The 16049-nt window shown below is 60.2% G+C and carries 16 protein-coding genes and 1 pseudogene; 3 read left to right on the forward strand and 14 right to left on the reverse strand.

All coding sequences use genetic code 11. From position 1 onward, the window contains the following. Positions 1–632 precede the first annotated feature (632 nt). From T424_RS0104015 to T424_RS22930, 3 genes are all read left to right on the forward strand, one after another. Complete coding sequence (locus tag T424_RS0104015; RefSeq protein WP_027486575.1) at positions 633–920, forward strand: DUF1330 domain-containing protein; 288 nt, start codon at positions 633–635, stop codon at positions 918–920. A gap of 125 nt (positions 921–1045) precedes the next feature. Beyond that, positions 1046–2023 (forward strand): complex I NDUFA9 subunit family protein, encoded by a 978-nt coding sequence (locus tag T424_RS0104020; RefSeq protein WP_027486576.1) that lies wholly within the window; start codon positions 1046–1048, stop codon positions 2021–2023. Positions 2024–2319: 296 nt separating this feature from the next. Further along, positions 2320–2484, forward strand: a complete 165-nt coding sequence (locus T424_RS22930) for a hypothetical protein (RefSeq protein WP_027486577.1) — start codon at positions 2320–2322, stop codon at positions 2482–2484. A 446-nt stretch (positions 2485–2930) separates the two neighbouring features. On the opposite strand, the gene arsC is transcribed toward T424_RS22930, so the two are convergent. The 14 genes and pseudogenes from arsC to T424_RS0104090 all read right to left on the reverse strand — a co-directional run bounded on the left by arsC (position 2931) and on the right by T424_RS0104090 (position 16048). Continuing rightward, on the reverse strand, positions 2931–3359 hold the full coding sequence (gene arsC / locus T424_RS0104030) for an arsenate reductase (glutaredoxin) (protein WP_027486578.1): 429 nt from the start codon (positions 3357–3359) through the stop codon (positions 2931–2933). 5 nt (positions 3360–3364) lie between these two features. After that, a pseudogene (locus tag T424_RS23000) lies at positions 3365–3538 on the reverse strand (arsenical-resistance protein); the annotation flags it as partial. 3 nt (positions 3539–3541) lie between these two features. Next, a complete protein-coding gene (locus T424_RS0104035) occupies positions 3542–3889 on the reverse strand; it encodes an ArsR/SmtB family transcription factor (RefSeq protein WP_027486579.1) in 348 nt (115 codons plus the stop codon). Between the two features lie 173 nt (positions 3890–4062). Further along, positions 4063–5640, reverse strand: a complete 1578-nt coding sequence (gene guaA / locus T424_RS0104040) for a glutamine-hydrolyzing GMP synthase (protein ID WP_027486580.1) — start codon at positions 5638–5640, stop codon at positions 4063–4065. A 198-nt stretch (positions 5641–5838) separates the two neighbouring features. Beyond that, positions 5839–6477: a 5'-methylthioadenosine/S-adenosylhomocysteine nucleosidase gene (locus T424_RS0104045; RefSeq protein WP_027486581.1), complete on the reverse strand. Its 639-nt coding sequence runs from the start codon at positions 6475–6477 to the stop codon at positions 5839–5841. Continuing rightward, a complete protein-coding gene (locus T424_RS0104050; RefSeq protein ID WP_245269435.1) occupies positions 6474–6857 on the reverse strand; it encodes a PaaI family thioesterase in 384 nt (127 codons plus the stop codon). Before T424_RS0104050 ends, T424_RS0104045 begins: the two co-directional genes overlap by 4 nt. 349 nt (positions 6858–7206) lie before the next feature. Beyond that, positions 7207–7659 carry a TspO/MBR family protein gene (locus tag T424_RS0104055; protein ID WP_027486583.1) on the reverse strand — a complete coding sequence of 151 codons (453 nt, stop codon included), beginning with the start codon at positions 7657–7659 and terminating at the stop codon, positions 7207–7209. Positions 7660–7689: 30 nt separating this feature from the next. After that, positions 7690–8775, reverse strand: coding sequence for a DUF1513 domain-containing protein (locus T424_RS0104060; protein ID WP_027486584.1), 1086 nt, complete (start codon positions 8773–8775; stop codon positions 7690–7692). 3 nt (positions 8776–8778) lie between these two features. Beyond that, positions 8779–9888, reverse strand: coding sequence for an imelysin family protein (locus T424_RS0104065; RefSeq protein ID WP_027486585.1), 1110 nt, complete (start codon positions 9886–9888; stop codon positions 8779–8781). After that, positions 9888–11369, reverse strand: a complete 1482-nt coding sequence (locus T424_RS0104070; RefSeq protein WP_245269417.1) for a di-heme oxidoreductase family protein — start codon at positions 11367–11369, stop codon at positions 9888–9890. Before T424_RS0104070 ends, T424_RS0104065 begins: the two co-directional genes overlap by 1 nt. 189 nt (positions 11370–11558) lie before the next feature. Beyond that, complete coding sequence (locus T424_RS0104075) at positions 11559–12821, reverse strand: imelysin family protein (RefSeq protein ID WP_407921377.1); 1263 nt, start codon at positions 12819–12821, stop codon at positions 11559–11561. Positions 12822–13104: 283 nt separating this feature from the next. After that, on the reverse strand, positions 13105–14391 hold the full coding sequence (locus T424_RS0104080) for an RsmB/NOP family class I SAM-dependent RNA methyltransferase (RefSeq protein WP_027486588.1): 1287 nt from the start codon (positions 14389–14391) through the stop codon (positions 13105–13107). 72 nt (positions 14392–14463) lie between these two features. Beyond that, positions 14464–14802: a septal ring lytic transglycosylase RlpA family protein gene (locus T424_RS0104085; RefSeq protein ID WP_037066625.1), complete on the reverse strand. Its 339-nt coding sequence runs from the start codon at positions 14800–14802 to the stop codon at positions 14464–14466. Between the two features lie 364 nt (positions 14803–15166). After that, positions 15167–16048: an SDR family oxidoreductase gene (locus tag T424_RS0104090; protein ID WP_027486590.1), complete on the reverse strand. Its 882-nt coding sequence runs from the start codon at positions 16046–16048 to the stop codon at positions 15167–15169. Position 16049: the final 1 nt, after the last annotated feature.

The raw sequence follows: 16049 nt of genomic DNA on the forward strand, positions 1-16049 counted from the left end.
ATCGGCCCGAAAAGTGGGAACCGGTTTTCGGACTGAGCCGATGCGGCATGAAGGCGCGATAGCATCGGCCCGAAAAGTGGGAACCGGTTTTCGGAATGAGCCGATGCAGGGAATGCGGCAGGAAAGGCATGGGGCAAGGAACCTGTTGGTCGCTCCCGCTTGGGGGAATTATTTCGGAAAAGGTCGGGGTGAGGAGGACGGACAGCCTTGTCCCCCGCTTTGGCTTTCTGATGATGGCTGGCTGCGGATCATGCCGCGAATACCCGGCCAGAAAATGTGAATCGCATCTCCAGCTTGACGGAAATTCGATTGAAGTGATTGCCATTGAGGCCTGAAATGTTTGAAAAGGAAATAGGCAATCTGTCTCGGCGACTTTGTTTTTAGGGTGTGTGGGTTTTCAACGTTGGATGGGCTGCAAACGGCAATTCGCTGCGATTCCGGTGCTCATGTACATTAAGTACACTCCGCTCCGGTTCTCGCAAATCACCGTTTTCGCCTCACCCAACGTCGAATCTCCAGACACTCTAGTCAGGCCCGGACGGCAAGCCGGCTTTCGCTTTCATGAGTTTTCGGTCGCGGGCTCCTTTTGCGATCAGATGCTTGGGATCAATCGGCTGAAAAGAGGTGTTTTCATGGCCAAGGGCTACTGGATTGCGCGAATGGATGTTCGCGACGGTGAGCGCTACAAGGACTATATCGCGACCGCCAGGCCTGCCTTCGAGCGGTTCGGCGCGGTATTTTTGGCACGCGGCGGGCAGGTCGAGGCCTTGGAGGGCGAAGCGCGCGCCCGCAATGTCATCATCGAATTTCCAAGCTACGCAGCAGCCGTGGAATGCTATCGATCGGCGGAATATCAGGCGGCCGTAAAAATTCGTCAGGAGGTTGCCGAGGGCGAAATCGTCGTTGTGGAAGGTGTTTGACGATGGTCAAACGGCGCTTGAAACGGCTGGGGTTGCGGGCCTGATTCTGCTTCACCTTCTGTGGTATTTCAGCTAGAAAGCGGCAGGATAGCCGATCGTTTCATCTTCATGTCCAGGAGCCTTTCATGACACTCGCCACCCTTCCGCCGCTCGTCACCGTTTTCGGGGGCTCCGGTTTCGTCGGCAGGCATGTGGTGCGTGCCCTTGCCCGCCGTGGTTATCGCATCCGCGTTGCCGTGCGCCGTCCCGATCTTGCCGGTTTCGTCCTGCCCTTCGGCAATGTCGGGCAGATTTCGCTGGCCCAGGCCAATCTGCGTTACCCGGAAAGCGTGCGCAAGGCCGTGGAGGGCGCTTCTTTCGTGGTAAATTGCGTCGGCATTCTTTTCGAGGCCGGGCGCAACAAGTTCGATGCGGTGCAGGATTTCGGCGCGCGCGCCGTTGCCGATGCCGCCAAGGGCGTTGGCGCAAAGCTTGTGCATATCTCGGCCATCGGCGCTGATGTGGCCTCCGCATCGCTTTATGCCGCTTCCAAGGGTCGTGGCGAACAGGCCGTATCGCAACTGGTGCCGGATGCCGTGATCCTGCGTCCTTCCATCGTCTTCGGCCCGGAAGACGGCTTCTTCAACAAGTTTGCGGCCATGTCGCGCACCGCGCCCTTCCTGCCGCTGATCGGTGGCGGTAAGACGAAATTCCAGCCGATCTTCGTGGAAGACCTTGCCGAAGCCGTGGGCCGTGCCGTCGATGGTCACGTGGCGCCCGGAATTTATGAGCTTGGCGGCTCCGAAGTTCTGACCTTCCGCGAATGTCTCGAGGAGATGCTGCGCGTCATCGACCGGCGCAAGCCGCTGGTCTCGCTGCCCTTCGGCCTTGCCTCCTTCATCGGTGGTGTGGCTTCCGCCGTTCCGCTGATCGCCCCGCCGCTGACCGCCGATCAGGTGGTGCTGCTCAAGAAGGACAACGTCGTTTCCCCGGCCGCGACTGCGGAAGGCCGTACGCTGGAGGGGCTTGGCATTCGTGCAACGCCGCTTGCTGCCGTGCTGCCCGGCTATCTCGTGCATTTCCGTCCGCAGGGCCAGTATACGCGCTCCGGCAAGGCGGCCTGATACCCGAACGCCCTGCCGCGGTTTCGAAAGAGCGGCGGCAGGGTTTGATTGGCCTGAAGACGGCGCAAAAACCCTGCGTCTGAGATCTGAACGTGCGCCTTGCACTGCCGCTTCCCGCGACGTTTGACTGTCAGACCGTTGCACAAAAGACGCAGGCGAAATTTCCTTGCGTTAACGGGCGGTTCAGCAAGATATTCTATTGATGTAAGCGCGAGGCCTGATTAAACCAAGCCACTGCTTCGGGTCTCGTAACACGTCCCCAGCCCCCCATTTTTGCATTTTTGAGGTCAGTCTCCATGGGCAAGTCTATCGCACTGTTTTTTGCGTGTGCGGCATTGGTTGTCATCGCCGGTTCTTTCATGGCTCCTTCTACCGTCGCTGCCCGCAAGGGAAACTGCGCTCCCGCCTATGGCGTGGACCCGTGCAGCACGGCCTCCATCACGCCGGTTGAACAGAAGTAAACGCAAAGTCCCGGCGGGTCATTGCGCCCGTCTGGCCTGCATTCGGTAAAGGGGGAAGCCCGCTTGGCTGTCGAGCCCCTTCCGAGCGATTATTCCGGCGAGAGCATAATTCGACCGGAGTGAAGCGAGGATCGACAAGATTATGCTTCAAAAAGAAAATCTTAGAGCACCGATCTGATTCAATCAGATCGAAAAGCGCTCTGATTTCGAAGGGCGCGCCACAGTTACTGCGGCGCGCTTTTTCCGTTTGCCTCTTCAAGGCGAGGATGCTGTAACACTTTAAATCTGCTGCATAATTTTCACCTTAAATCGATTCCGATTTAAGGAATTATGCAGTAGCATCTTCGAGCCTTGGTATTATGCCCTTGCCCCTATGGAACCGGCCGCTGATCTGAGACCTGGCTTTTCAATGAGGGGCACGTGAGGCAGGGTGGCCGCAGCACGCATCAACCCTTCACGGGCTTTCCTTCCGCGTCCAGGACTGCCTCGCCGTCTTCCTTGGTGAAGGCTGAGGAAAAAAGCGCCGGTGGCAGGATGTCCAGCAAAGCCTCCGAGGGGCGGCAAAGCCGTGTGCCAAGCGGGGTGACAACGAAAGGCCGGTTGATGAGAGCAGGGGTCGCGATCATCACATCGAGCAATTGGTCATCGGGCAAGGACGGGTCATCAAGGCCAAGCTCGGCAAAGGGCGCGCCCTTTTCACGAATTGCCTGCCGCACGGTGAGACCTGCGGCTGAAATCATCGCGCGCAGCAATGCTTTGTCCGGCGGACTGCTTAGATACTCCACGATGCGGGGTTCTATGCCTGCATGGCGGATCAGTGCCAGCGTATTGCGCGACGTGCCGCAGGCGGGGTTGTGATAAATCGTGACGTCCATGAGGCTTATCCTTTCGGGTGATGCTTGCTTGCCTCAAGAGAAGGCCGCTCGTACCAGCCCTTGCTGCGATTGACCATCCATACGACAGACAGCATGACGGGCATTTCCACCAAAACGCCAACCACGGTTGCCAGCGCCGCTCCCGACTGGAAGCCGAACAGCGAAATTGCGGCAGCGACTCATCAACACTCTCTCGATGCGCAGCAGGCTTGAAGCTCGCTCAGCAGCGGCAAACACAGGTCAGGCCGTCCGCCGCAACAATCCTGAAGCAGATAAAGGATGACGGCGCGCAAAGCCCCAAGGTCGGCGCGGTACACGATGGATCGCCCATGCCTTGTGCCGTAGATCAAAGCGGCCTGTGACATGGCGGAAAGATGCGCCGACATGGTATTTTGCGGAACATTCAGCCTTCTGGCCAGATCGCCAGCTGAAATACCCTGCGGCTCCTCGGCAGCAAGCAGCCGGAACAATTGTAACCGGGTGGGTTGCGCCAGTGCGGCGAGACTGTTGATCGTCGATTTATCATCCATATATCCAGATAAATGGATATATTAATTCGAGTCAAGCCTATCAAAGCTTGCCATTATCAAGCGGGATTCAGGAGAAGTGAAAACCGGTTCTCCGTCCGTAAATGCGAAAAAACAAAAGCACAAAGCGCGTCCGGTGAACCTGTGCTCACCGGACGCGGTCTAATCGTCGTCTCTCATTCCCACTCGATGGTGCCGGGCGGCTTCGATGTCACGTCATAAACGACGCGGTTGATGCCGCGGACTTCGTTGATGATGCGGGTTGCGGTGCGGCCCAGGAAGTTCATGTCATAGGGATAGAAATCCGCCGTCATGCCGTCCACGGACGTCACCGCGCGCAGTGCGCAGACGAAATCATAGGTGCGGTAATCGCCCATGACGCCCACGGTCTGCACCGGCAGCAGCACGGCAAAGGCCTGCCAGATGGTATCGTAGAGGCCAGCCTTACGGATTTCATCGAGATAGATCGCATCCGCCTTGCGCAGGATGTCGAGCTTCTCGCGGGTAACGGCACCGGGGCAGCGAATGGCAAGGCCCGGACCGGGGAAGGGATGGCGGCCAATGAAGCTGTCCGGCAGGCCAAGTTCGCGGCCAAGGGCGCGCACTTCATCCTTGAAGAGTTCGCGCAGCGGCTCGACGAGCTGCATGTTCATGCGCTCGGGCAGGCCGCCGACATTGTGGTGGCTCTTGATGGTGACGGACGGGCCGCCGGAGAAGGAGACGCTTTCGATCACGTCGGGATAGAGCGTGCCCTGCGCCAGGAATTTCGGCGCGCCCTTGCCATCGGCGGCAATCTTGGCGGCTTCCGCCTCGAAAACCTCGATGAACAGGCGGCCAATCGTCTTGCGCTTGACTTCCGGGTCGCTCACGCCAGCCAGCTCCGTCAGGAACAGGTCAGAGGCATCCACATGGATCAGCGGAATATGGTAATGGTCGCGGAACATGCCGACGACCTGTTCGCTTTCGCCCATGCGCATCAGGCCATGATCGACGTAAACGCACGTGAGCTGATCGCCGATCGCTTCATGGATCAGAACGGCGGCAACGGAGGAGTCCACGCCGCCGGAAAGCGCGCAGAGCACCCGGCCATCGCCCACCTGCTCCTTGATCTTGCGGATCATTTCGGCCCGGTAGGCCGCCATGGTCCAGTCGGATTTCAGCCCGACGATCTTGTGCACGAAATTGGACAGAAGCTTTGCGCCATCCGGCGTATGCACCACTTCCGGATGGAACATGGTGGTGTAGTAGCGGCGCTTTTCATCGACGGCGATGGCGAAAGGAGCGTTTTCCGACGTTGCGATGACCTCGAAGCCGTCCGGCAGCTTCGTCACGCGGTCGCCATGGCTCATCCAGACGGGGTAGTGCTTGCCAACCTCCCAGAAGCCTTCAAACAGCGGGCTTGCTTTTCTGATCTCCACATCGGCGCGGCCGAACTCCGCCGCATGGCCGCCTTCCACCACACCGCCAAGCTGGGTGCAGAGGGTTTGCTGACCGTAGCAAATGCCGAGGATCGGGATACCCGCCGTAAACACCTCCTGTGGCGCGCGCGGGCTGCCGTCATCGGTCACGGAGGCCGGGCCGCCGGAGAAGATCACGCCCTTGGGCGAGAGCTTCAGAAAGGCGTCTCGCGCGCTCTGGAAGGGGTGGATTTCACAATAGACCCCGGCCTCGCGAATGCGGCGCGCAATCAGCTGCGTCACCTGGCTGCCGAAATCAATGATCAGGATGCTGTCGGGATGTGCTGTCTGGGTCATGGCGAGCCTTTAAATAAAAGCGATGCGTCTGGCAATCACCCGATTGCCGGAATCTTCAAAATCCGTTTCGTGCGCGGCTTTCCGTCCGAAAAGGCTCTGGGGCGCTTTTCGATCTGATTGGATCAGATCGGCGCTCTCGCGTTTTCTTTTTGAAGCATAATCCTATCGATCCTCGTTTCACTCCGGTCGGATTATGCTCTAGAACCAGAAAACACCATTGCCCATGGCAGCAAACAGCGCATCCACCGATGCCGCCAGCTTGCGGTCCACCACATGCAGATATTCCGTCCAGTCATCGATGTGATTGACATCGGACTTGCCATCGGAAATCCCGCGAAGGCCGATCAGCGGCAGATCGAAGGCATGGCAGGCGCGCAAAACGGCCCAGCTTTCCATGTCCACCATGTCCGCTTCGATGGTGTCGTAGACCGCACCGGAAACCACATTGGCGCCGGTGGAAAGGCTGGCCGTGGGAATGCCCGGAATGCGCAGCGGCAGTTCCACCACCGGCGGCAGGTCCAGAAGCGGCGTCTGCCCTTTTGCAAAGCCGAAGGCGGAGGCATCCATGTCGCGATAGGCGATGGACGAGACCTGATAGACTTCCGTCTGTTCCAGACGGCGCGATCCGGCCGATCCGAGCGATACGACGAGATCGGGGAGCCTTCCCTCCGCCTCCAGCCGCGTCAATGCCTGCGTGGTGACGATGGCGGCTTCCACCGGGCCAATGCCCGTCATCAGCGGCTGGATGCGCGGGCGCAGCAATTGCCCATATTCAGGCTCGGCCGCCATGATGAAAAGGATGGATTTGCCGGAAACCGATTTCAGTTCGAATGTCATTCACGAATGTCCTGGCGTCCGCGAATGACCATCATCGTGCTGGTCATCGAGGCGATCAACTTTGCGGGTCCGTCGCCTATAGCATAGCCACGGCCATCGGCAACAATGATGGTGGAACCCGGCTTGGTAATTTCGCCGCGAAACAGGAAGCGCTCGCCGCGCCCCGGCGACATCATGTTTACCTTGAACTCTATGGTCAGCAGTGAAGCATCCGCTTCCAGCACCGTATAGGCGGCATAACTACAGGCCGTGTCCAGCGCGGCCGAGATGACGCCTGCATGGAGAAAGCCGTGTTGCTGGGTCAGCTTCTGGTCGAAGGGCAGCTCGATTTCCACGAGCTTGTGGCTGATGCGGGTCAGTTCCGCCCCCAGCATCTCCATTGCGCCCTGTCTGGCAAAGCTTGCGCGTATCCGCTCTTCCACTGTTCCGCCCGAAATTGTCCAGAGCGTTCCGGCATTTTGCAGACATGCCGAGGCGCTCCGAAGATCTATTTGCCCATCACCGCGGGAAAGACGATTTCCGTCTTTCTCGGGAAATGTTTTTTGCGCTGCAAAATCTGCCATGCGTTGGCGCGGGCGGCAAGGTGCCGTGACGGGGAAAAAACCGCGCCGGGCGCTGGCTGATGGATTAGAGCCTTTCCCTGTTTCACGGAAACAGGGAAAGGCTCTAACTGTCTGTTTTTACGCATTTCCGGACGGAAAACCGGTTTCCACTTTTCCTGAAAATGCTCTAATTCAGCACAAAAAGCGATAGGTTGAGAAGGGTCGCGAAGGAAACCCACAGCGCATAGGGCCAGAAAAGCAGGGAGGCGGCCCGGTCCACCGCTGCCGCCTTGGCGATGAAAACAAAGATCAGCACCAGCAGCGGCAGGATGACGATCAAGCCGAAGCCGGGGCTGTGCAGCCCGAAAAAGGCGGGCGTCCAGATGAGGTTGAGGATCATCTGCGCCAGCCACAGCGCCATGGGCGTGGAGCGCGGCGCCTTCAGCCAGATCCGGGCGCCCGCCACGCCGATCATCACGTAGAGAACGGTCCAGACCGGCCCGAATATCCATGCCGGCGGATTGAAGGATGGCTTTTGCAGCGACTGATACCATTCTCCCGGCAGGTTCATGATGCCCATCAGCGAGCCTGACCCGACAACGAGGAGAACGAAGACAATGTAAGTCGCGGCACGGCGCATGGGAAACCTCTTTATGCTGTTTACGCCACGTCAACGCAAACGGATGATGTGCTGATCCCAGTTCACCGCCTGTTTTTTATCGCCGAAGTCGCCGCGATAGGAGGAAACGGCAAAAGATGCGGTAGATGCCGCGATACCGGCTGCATCGGCGACCGCACGCTCATTCACCACCCTGCCGGATTTGCCGTCGATCGTTACCGCCATGCCCTTGTTGGGGGAGGTGATGCCGACAAGCCCTTCGCCCCGGTTGACGGCAATGGCGCCGACATAATTGCCAAGCGCCTGCGTGACCTGCCGTGGCAGGTCGATGAAGCGAAGATCCTCGCCGCGGGCAAAATGGCCGACCAGCGGTGGAAGATCGGTTCTCGGACCTTCATACTGGCAGGCAAACCAGACGCGGCCCCGCGCATCCACATCCACATGCCGGGTGGAAAGCTGCCGCAAGGCTTCCGGCATGTCGTGCTTTTCGATCAATGCGCCGGTTGCGGCATCCGCCAGCACCAGAGAGGGCTGCATATTGTCGAGATTGAGCTTCGTTCGGCCAAAATCCGGATGGGTTTCGATCCCGCCATTGGCGATGATCAGCAGCCTGCCGTCGTCGCTGACGGTCATGTCATGGGTGCCCAGACCATGTGCTTCGAACTCGCCGATGCGGCGAAAACCATCCCTGGCGTCATAAAGGCCGATCATGCCGCGATTGCCGTCGAAATCGTTTTCGCTGGCGTAGAGAATGCGGCCATCTGGCGAAAAATGTCCGTGGCCGTAATAATGTCGCCCCTCGGGCGCGGAAATCACCAGCGGCGGAGCATTCCCATCGACATCCATGACCAGGGCGTACATGCCTGGGCGGCGGGCAAAGGCAACGACCTTGCCGGTGGCGGGGCTGGAGGCAAGCCCATGGGCGCGGCCCGGCAGCTCTGCCGTGGCGAGAATATCGCCAGCCTCGCTCAGGATCGCAAGACCGAAGGCGCCGTTGCCGTCGCGAAAGGCCGAGGCATAGACGGCGTCGCTGCGCATCAGCGCTTCCGCCGCGCCGGGCGCAAGCCCTGCCAGAAAGACGGCTCCCGCAGCTTTCAGAAAATGCCGCCGGTCAATGAGCGCGCTCGCTGCTTGCACCGCTCAATCCCCGTCCGCGAAGGAAAAGCCCGCAGAGAGCCCGACCGCTCCGCCCACGCCGTCGCTGAGCGCGGTAATCATTGCGCGGCTGTCGGCCAGAAGGAGATCGAGCCTGGCCTTCTCGCTGGCATCGCCTGTGGCTTTTTCCGGGTCGGCGGGCAGGCTTGCCAGCGTGGCCTTCAGCTTTTCCGCCAGTGTATTGACCTTGTCCACCTCGCCGCGCTTGTCTTCGGGCATCAGTTCCTTCACGCCCGCTCCGTTCAACAGGCTGGTGATGCCGTCGATATTGGCCTGCATGGAGGCGAAGGTCAGGCCCGAGCGCCAATAGATCGCCTGCCTGGGAGCAATGCGGCCACCCGCGCCCTTGTAGAAGGTCTCCAGTCGCTCGTCGCGTACGGTTTCCATGCCGTGGACGAGAATGCCTATCAATCCGGTCACAGCCTCCGGCGCGTCACGGAATATCTCGTTGGCGGGGCCGGGTTCCTTCCACGATTTGGCAATGCCGTCCGGCGCATCCCATAATGCGGCAAGCTCCGCTGCCATGTGTTCGACATTACCGGCAATGGCTGCGCCATAAAGGCAGCGGGACGCGCCGTCCTTGCCTGTCAATTGTTCGGCCCCTGTGCCGTAAAGCACATAATCCAGCGCGCCCAGCCCCTGTATGGCCACGGATTTCTGCCGCAGCGCCACGGAATTCGCAAAGTTGCCATCGGTGGAGGCGATGGCGGCCTGAATCTGCTTGAGCGCCAGCCCCTTGCGATCGGGATAAAACAGGATGTGTTCGAAACGGTTGTCCTCGATGACCGGGCCGGTGCGGACGATCTCGATCCGCGACCAGGCAAGCACGGCATCCCTGTAGCCGTTCCGGGCCGCTTCCAGCCCGGCCTGCGAAGGATTGGCGCAGGCCTGCGTCATGCTTTCTTCCAGAGATTTGGCGCTGGCGTGGAAACCCCGGTAGCCCGGTCGAATGAAGCCGTCCACGACCTTTGCCATCACGGCGGGAACGGCCTGAAGCTGCAAGCCAGCGGCATGGTGGACATCTGCCTGTTGGGCGGCGAGCGCCGATGGCAGGAGTGCAAGGGCGGCGACCAGAGCGGATATACGGGCTTTCATCAAAGCGACTCCAGAAAGGTGATGAGCGCCCGGCGATCGTCGGGCTGCATTGTCTTGAAGGCGTCTGCCGCCTTTTCGGCTTCGCCGCCATGCCAGAGGATCGCCTCCTCCAGACTGCGGGCGCGGCCATCATGCAGATAGAAGCCGTGTCCGTTGACGGTGCGGGCCAGTCCCAGACCCCAGAGCGGCGGTGTTCGCCATTCCCGGCCCGTGGCCAGCCCCACCTGCTGACCGTCGGCAAGGCCGTCTCCCATATCATGCAGGAGAAAATCGGAATAGGGCCAGATCAGATGGAAGGCAAAGGCAGGGTTTGCGGCATCGCGCTGCGTCACGAATTTCGGCTGGTGGCAGCTTGTGCAGCCAGCGGCGTAAAAATTCTGCTTGCCGCGCAGCACCTGCGGGTCGGCCACATTGCGGCGTCTGGGCGGGGCGAGGCTTTCGCTGTAAAGGGTGATGAGATCGAGAACGGGCGGCGGCGCTTCCACGGGGCCAAGCCGCGCCTGTACGCCGTTGGGCAAGGCAAGGCAGGCTTTTTCAGCGGCGGTGCAATCGCCCGCATGGCGGGGATCGTCAGGCGAGGAAATGCCGATGTCGCCGGCCAGGGCCGATGCGCTCTGGTCGCGCACTGTGCCATTCTCCGCCTTCCAGCCAAACCGGCCCAAAACCCGTTGATGGCTGCGGTGATCCAGCACGAAGGACGGCTTGCCGGAAATGCCGTCGCCATTGCGATCGTCGGGATCGGCCAGTGCCAGAATATCCTCAGGCGCAATCGCCTCGATCAGCCCCATGCCGATCATCGGGTTTGCCATGCGCGGGGAAAGGCTCGTGCCGGCTTCCAGCGCCCCATAGGCAAGGCCGGTAATGGCATAGGCCGGTTTTTGCAGCCGCACCACCTCGCCGCCGGAAAGCGTCACGGTCTCTTCGCCATAGGTCACGGCCATATGGCCTTCGGCGGCCAATCCTGGCACGGCCTGATCCTGCAATTGCCGTCCATAGGTGGCGTCGGGAAAATTCAATTGCTTCAGGCTGGCAATGTCGGCCTCTTCCTGCGCGGTGCGGGCCGGGCGGGCAAGACGCAGGAACATGGAGGTGGCATCGCCATCGTCACGCGGAGGGCGGCCGCGACCGCCGCCCTGATGACAGCTTTCGCAGGAGCGCGCGTTGAACAGCGGTCCAAGCCCGTCCGAGGCTTGCGTGGAGGAGGGGGAGGATACCCAGAATTTCTCGAAAAGCGCCTTGCCCAGCACAAAGCGGTGCTGGTCTTCAAGGCTCAATGTCGGCAGCGGATGGCGAAAGGCGTCATGGTCCGGCTTGCCGGAAAAGCTGGCAGCCCCCGCCGTCATGGCCTCGAACGGTTCGGGTCTGGAAAAATCCGTGGCCGGGCGCGTGACGTCCGCAACGCGGGCGCGGTCCGCCTCGCCCAGATCCGCGCGCGCGCTGCGCTCTTGTGCGGATGCGGGCAAAGCAGACAGGAGTACCAAGGTCGCAAAGGTCCATACCCCTGCGAGCAAGCGAGCCTTCGCGCCTCCGGTAAATTGACGGCCGGAAGCCGGATTAATCCCTGAAGGGAAATAGGAACAGAATTTTAAAGCGCCCCCATGCTTCAGGGAAGCACGAGGGCGCGTGAAAGACTGTTTTGGCAGTGTGAAAGGCAGCAAGGCGCGGTTGCCTTACTTGAAGACGGCGCCCGGATTGTCGAGGCTGTCTGATCCTTCCAGCTTGACTTCGCCCAGATCAAGCGCGGCAATGACGCGCTGCACGGATTTCGTCTGGTCGATCAACCCGTCGATGGCGGCCTGCACGGTGGCGTTGCCTTCCTTGTTGCCCTCGGCAATCATCTGGTCATAGGCCTCCACGGTCTTGCCGCGCTTGACCATGGCCTTCATGGCCTTGTCGGTGACGGTTAGCTTTTCCTTCATTTCCTTGTCCAGCGCCTTGTCCTTGGCGGCAACGAGCTGGGAGAGCGAGGGACCGGAAAGCTTCGTGCCGTCAACACGGGTATACTGGCCGGTATAGGCCGAACGGATGCCGACGGAATCATAATAATGCGAGTTGTAGGTGTTGTCGGAGAAGCAATCATGCTCTTCTTCGGGATCGTGCAGCAGCAGGCCAAGCTTCATGCGCTCACCGGCCAGTTCGCCATAGGAGAGCGAGCCCATGCCGGTGAGAATGGCGGCAACGCCCGCCTTGGGGTCGTTGAGGAGGGTCTTGGTTGCCTCGCCTTCCGGCTTCCAGGCATCGACCATTTCCTGAAGATCCTTGACCAGCAGCGTGGAGGCCGATTTCAGATATTCGGCGCGGCGGTCGCAATGTCCGCCCGTGCAGTTCTTGGTGTCGTAATCGGTGAAGGGGCGGTTGCCGGCGCCGGGACCGGTGCCGTTCAGATCCTGTCCCCAGAGCAGGAATTCAATGGCATGGTAGCCGGTGGCCACATTGGCCTCGACGCCGCCTGCCTCATGCAGCTTTTCCAGGAACTCCGGCGTCAGATGGCTTGCATCCACCTCTTCGCCATTGATCTTGATCTTTTCATTGGCAATGACATTGGCGGTGAAAAGGGCGTTGGTGTCGCTCTCCGTGCCGTAGGAGGCATCGACATAGTCGATCAGGCCTTCATCCAGCGGCCAGGAATTGACCTTTCCTTCCCAGTCATCGACGATCTTGTTGCCGAAACGGTAGACTTCCGACTGCTGATAAGGAACACGCGCCTTCAGCCAGGCCGTGCGGGCGGCCCGCAGCGTCTTCTTGCTGGGCGCGGCGATCAGCGCGTCGATGGCCTTGTCCAGCGCCTTGGCGGTGATCAGGGAATCGTCATATTTGGCCTCGGCCAGGGTGGCATATTGCTTGAGCACCGCCTCCTCGGTGGGTGCGGCAAAGGCCGGGGCCGCCACGAGGCTGGTGGAAGCGATCATCATCGCCAGACCGGCGCCGATCATGGAAAAGCGCGACATTCAATCTCCTTCGGCGCGGCGCGCCCTTTGCTCAGCAGGGGCTTGCCCTGCTCCGTAATCTCATCCCCCGAAGATCGACGGCAAAAGCGTGTTCACCGGCCCCTCTCCAGGCGTTCTGCGCGCCGGACAGGCCCGATGCGCGAAAAGACGATGACTGCAACGGCAAACATCGCCTCCGCCATGTGATGAAACAAAAGTAAACTTGTGTCAAACAATCAGGAATACTTTAGTGTTTTAGGCAATAAACACGTTTTACGCGAGGCAGAGTTCAGGCCCGTCTTTCCAGTCGCGCAAAGAAGAAGCCGTCCGTTCCCGTCAATGCCGGGCTGAGCGTAATGCCGCCGGTGCCGTTGGTTACGGGCGTGGCCGTTTCGCCGAAGCGGGCCTGCCAGCGCGGCATCATGTCAACTGCGGCAAAGTCCGGGTGGCGGGCAAGGAAGGCTGCGATCTGATCCTGGTTTTCTTCCGGCAACACGGAGCAAGTCACGTAAAGCAGCGCCCCGCCAACCCGCACATAGCGGGCGGCTTCGGCAAGGGCTTCGGCCTGCTGGTCCACGCGCTCCTGAAGATTGCGGGTCGTCAGCCGCCATTTCGTGTCGGGCCTGCGCCGCCATGTGCCGGTGCCGGTGCAGGGAGCATCCACCAGCACCTTGTCCATCTTGCCTTCCAGAGCCTGCAAGGCCTGGGCGCGGTCATGCACCTGCACATTATGCGTGCCTGCCCGCTTCAGCCGTTCGATGATGGGCGCAAGACGCTTGCGATCGGCATCGAAGGCATGGACCTGCCCCTTGTTGTTCATCGATGCGGCCATGGCCAGTGTCTTGCCGCCGCCTCCGGCGCAGAAATCCAGCACCTTTTCGCCTTCGGCTGCCTCTGCCAGTTCGGCCACGAGCTGCGATCCCTCGTCCTGCACCTCGAACCAGCCCTTCTGGAAGGCAAGTTCGGCGGTGACATTGGGAAGGCGCGAGGGGCCGGTGCCCGGCGGAATGCGAATGCCTTGGGGCGCAAGCGGGGCGGCTTCCGCGCCAGAGCGCTCCAGCACCTTCACCACCTTGTCGCGGGAGGATTTCAAGGTATTGGCCCTGAGGTCAAGGCTTGGGCGCTCGCATAGCGCCTTCGCCTGCGCAAGCCAGCCCTCGCCAAAGGCAAGCTGCAAGGAGGGTTCCACCCAGTCGGGAATATCGCCCTGAACGGAAAGAGGCGCATCGGCAAGATTGCGGCTGCGATAGGCGGAAAGCTGCGTATCGGTCAGGGGGGCGGGCGCGAAACTGTCGCCTTCAAGGGCGGCTGCCAGCTCTTCCGGGCTGTGGCCCCATTGGCGCAGAAGCACGGCATGGGCAATGGCGGCAGGGCTGTCGTCATCCAGCAGATAGGCGTGGGACAGTTTCATCCGCAAGGCGTCATAGACAATATTGCCGATGGCGGAACGATCGCCGGAGCCTGCGAACCGATGGGCAAGGCCCCAATCCTTCAGGGCGTCGGCCACGGGCCTGCGGCGGGCTTCAATATCCGCCAGAACTTCAATGGCACCACTCAAACGGCCGCCCAAACGCATCTCAATCTCCCTGGCTTTCCATCATGGCCGCCGTGGTAGCGGCGAAAAGCCGAAAGGGCAAGCCCGCAGCGTTCAGCCGACCAGCTCGTAACAGACCTTGGCTGTGCCGCTGGAAACCATGCCGATGTCGGCGGCGGCAGCCTTGGAAAGATCAAGAACGCGACCATGGATGAAAGGTCCGCGATCGTTGATGCGAACCACCACCGTCTTGCCGTTGTTGCGGTTGGTGACTTTGACCCTCGATCCGAAGGGAAGATATTTGTGGGCGGCGGTGAAGTTGCCAGCGCTCATTCTTTCGCCGGAAGCTGTACGGGAACCGGCGGAATACCAGGAAGCACCGCCACAGGTTGTTTGAGCAAAAGCAGTAAGAGGGGTCATTGCCAATGCGGTTGCAAGAACGGCTATAGCCATGATGGAACCAGTCGTGTCTGCCAAGTCTTAACTTCCCTTTGCTCATTCTGAGATGAATTTTGCGTGGGACGGCTAAGGCAGGGCAAAAAATGGCAAAAAAGTGCCATTTGCGTTCACGGAACATTACAGTCCGTAACATTCGTGATGGTTCTTCATAGTAATGATTTAGTAACTTTTGAGAAAAGTGCTTTGGAATCAGTTAAAAAGCAGGGGATTCTTGCTTATGACTCGCAGGGAATCTGATCACAAAAAATTTTTCTGATCCGGGGAGAAACAAGGCCACAAATCCGGCCTTATTTCGGGTGAAATCATGTCAGGCGCGAAAATTTCACCATGCAAATATCGTTTTTCCGGGAATGGTTGTTCAGGAAGCCTCCGCAGGACAGCATTTTTCCGCCCATAATTGCGCAAGTGAAACCCGATAATCCGGAAATTCGAATACAAATCCCAGGTTGCAAATCTTTGCGTTGGAGACCCGCTTGTTCTCGCCATAGAAGGAGCGCGCCATGGGGGAAAGCTCGGCGGTTTCGAAGGCTTGCTCTGGCGGCGGCTCCCTGCCCATCAGCCGTGCTGCCTCGGTCACGACGTCCTGTGGCGGGGCGGGCTCATGGTCGGTGACGTTGAAAATGCCGCCTTCGCCCCGTTCGGCCAGAAACAGGCTGGCGCGGGCAATATCCTCCACGCGGATCCGGTTGAAGACCTGTCCGGGTTTTACCAGCCGCCGCGCCGTGCCATTGGCGAGGTTGACGAAGCCATTGCGTCCGGGACCGTAAATGCCCGAAAGGCGCAGCACCGCCAGCGGAATATCAGCCTTTCCAGCCGCTGCCAGCCATTGCTGCTCGGCCTCCACCCGCTCCACGGACCGCTGCGAAACCGGACGGCAGGCGCTTTCCTCATCCACCCAGCCCCCGTCATGATCGCCATAGACGCCGACGGTGGAGAGGTAGCTTGCCCAGCGCAATTGCGGCATCAGCAAAAAAGGGTCGCCCTGGCTTACCCGCATCAGCGGGTCGCCCTCCGGGCCCGGCGCTACCGATTGTACGAAATGGGTGGCGCGGGCGAGGATGGCGAGCGCCTCGCTTGAAAGCGTTTCACCATCGAAGATCAGCGGCTCGATGCCAAGGGCGGCAAGGGCTGCCGCTTTCCGGCTGGAGCGTGTCGTGCCGTAAACCGTCTGCCCCCTGGCCGCAAACGCCTGGCCAATGGCCTTGCCGGAATAACCCGCCCCGAAAATCACCAGCACCATG

Origin of the sequence: Allorhizobium undicola ORS 992 = ATCC 700741 (assembly GCF_000621665.1) — a bacterium.
Classification (GTDB): Bacteria; Pseudomonadota; Alphaproteobacteria; order Rhizobiales; family Rhizobiaceae; genus Allorhizobium; species Allorhizobium undicola.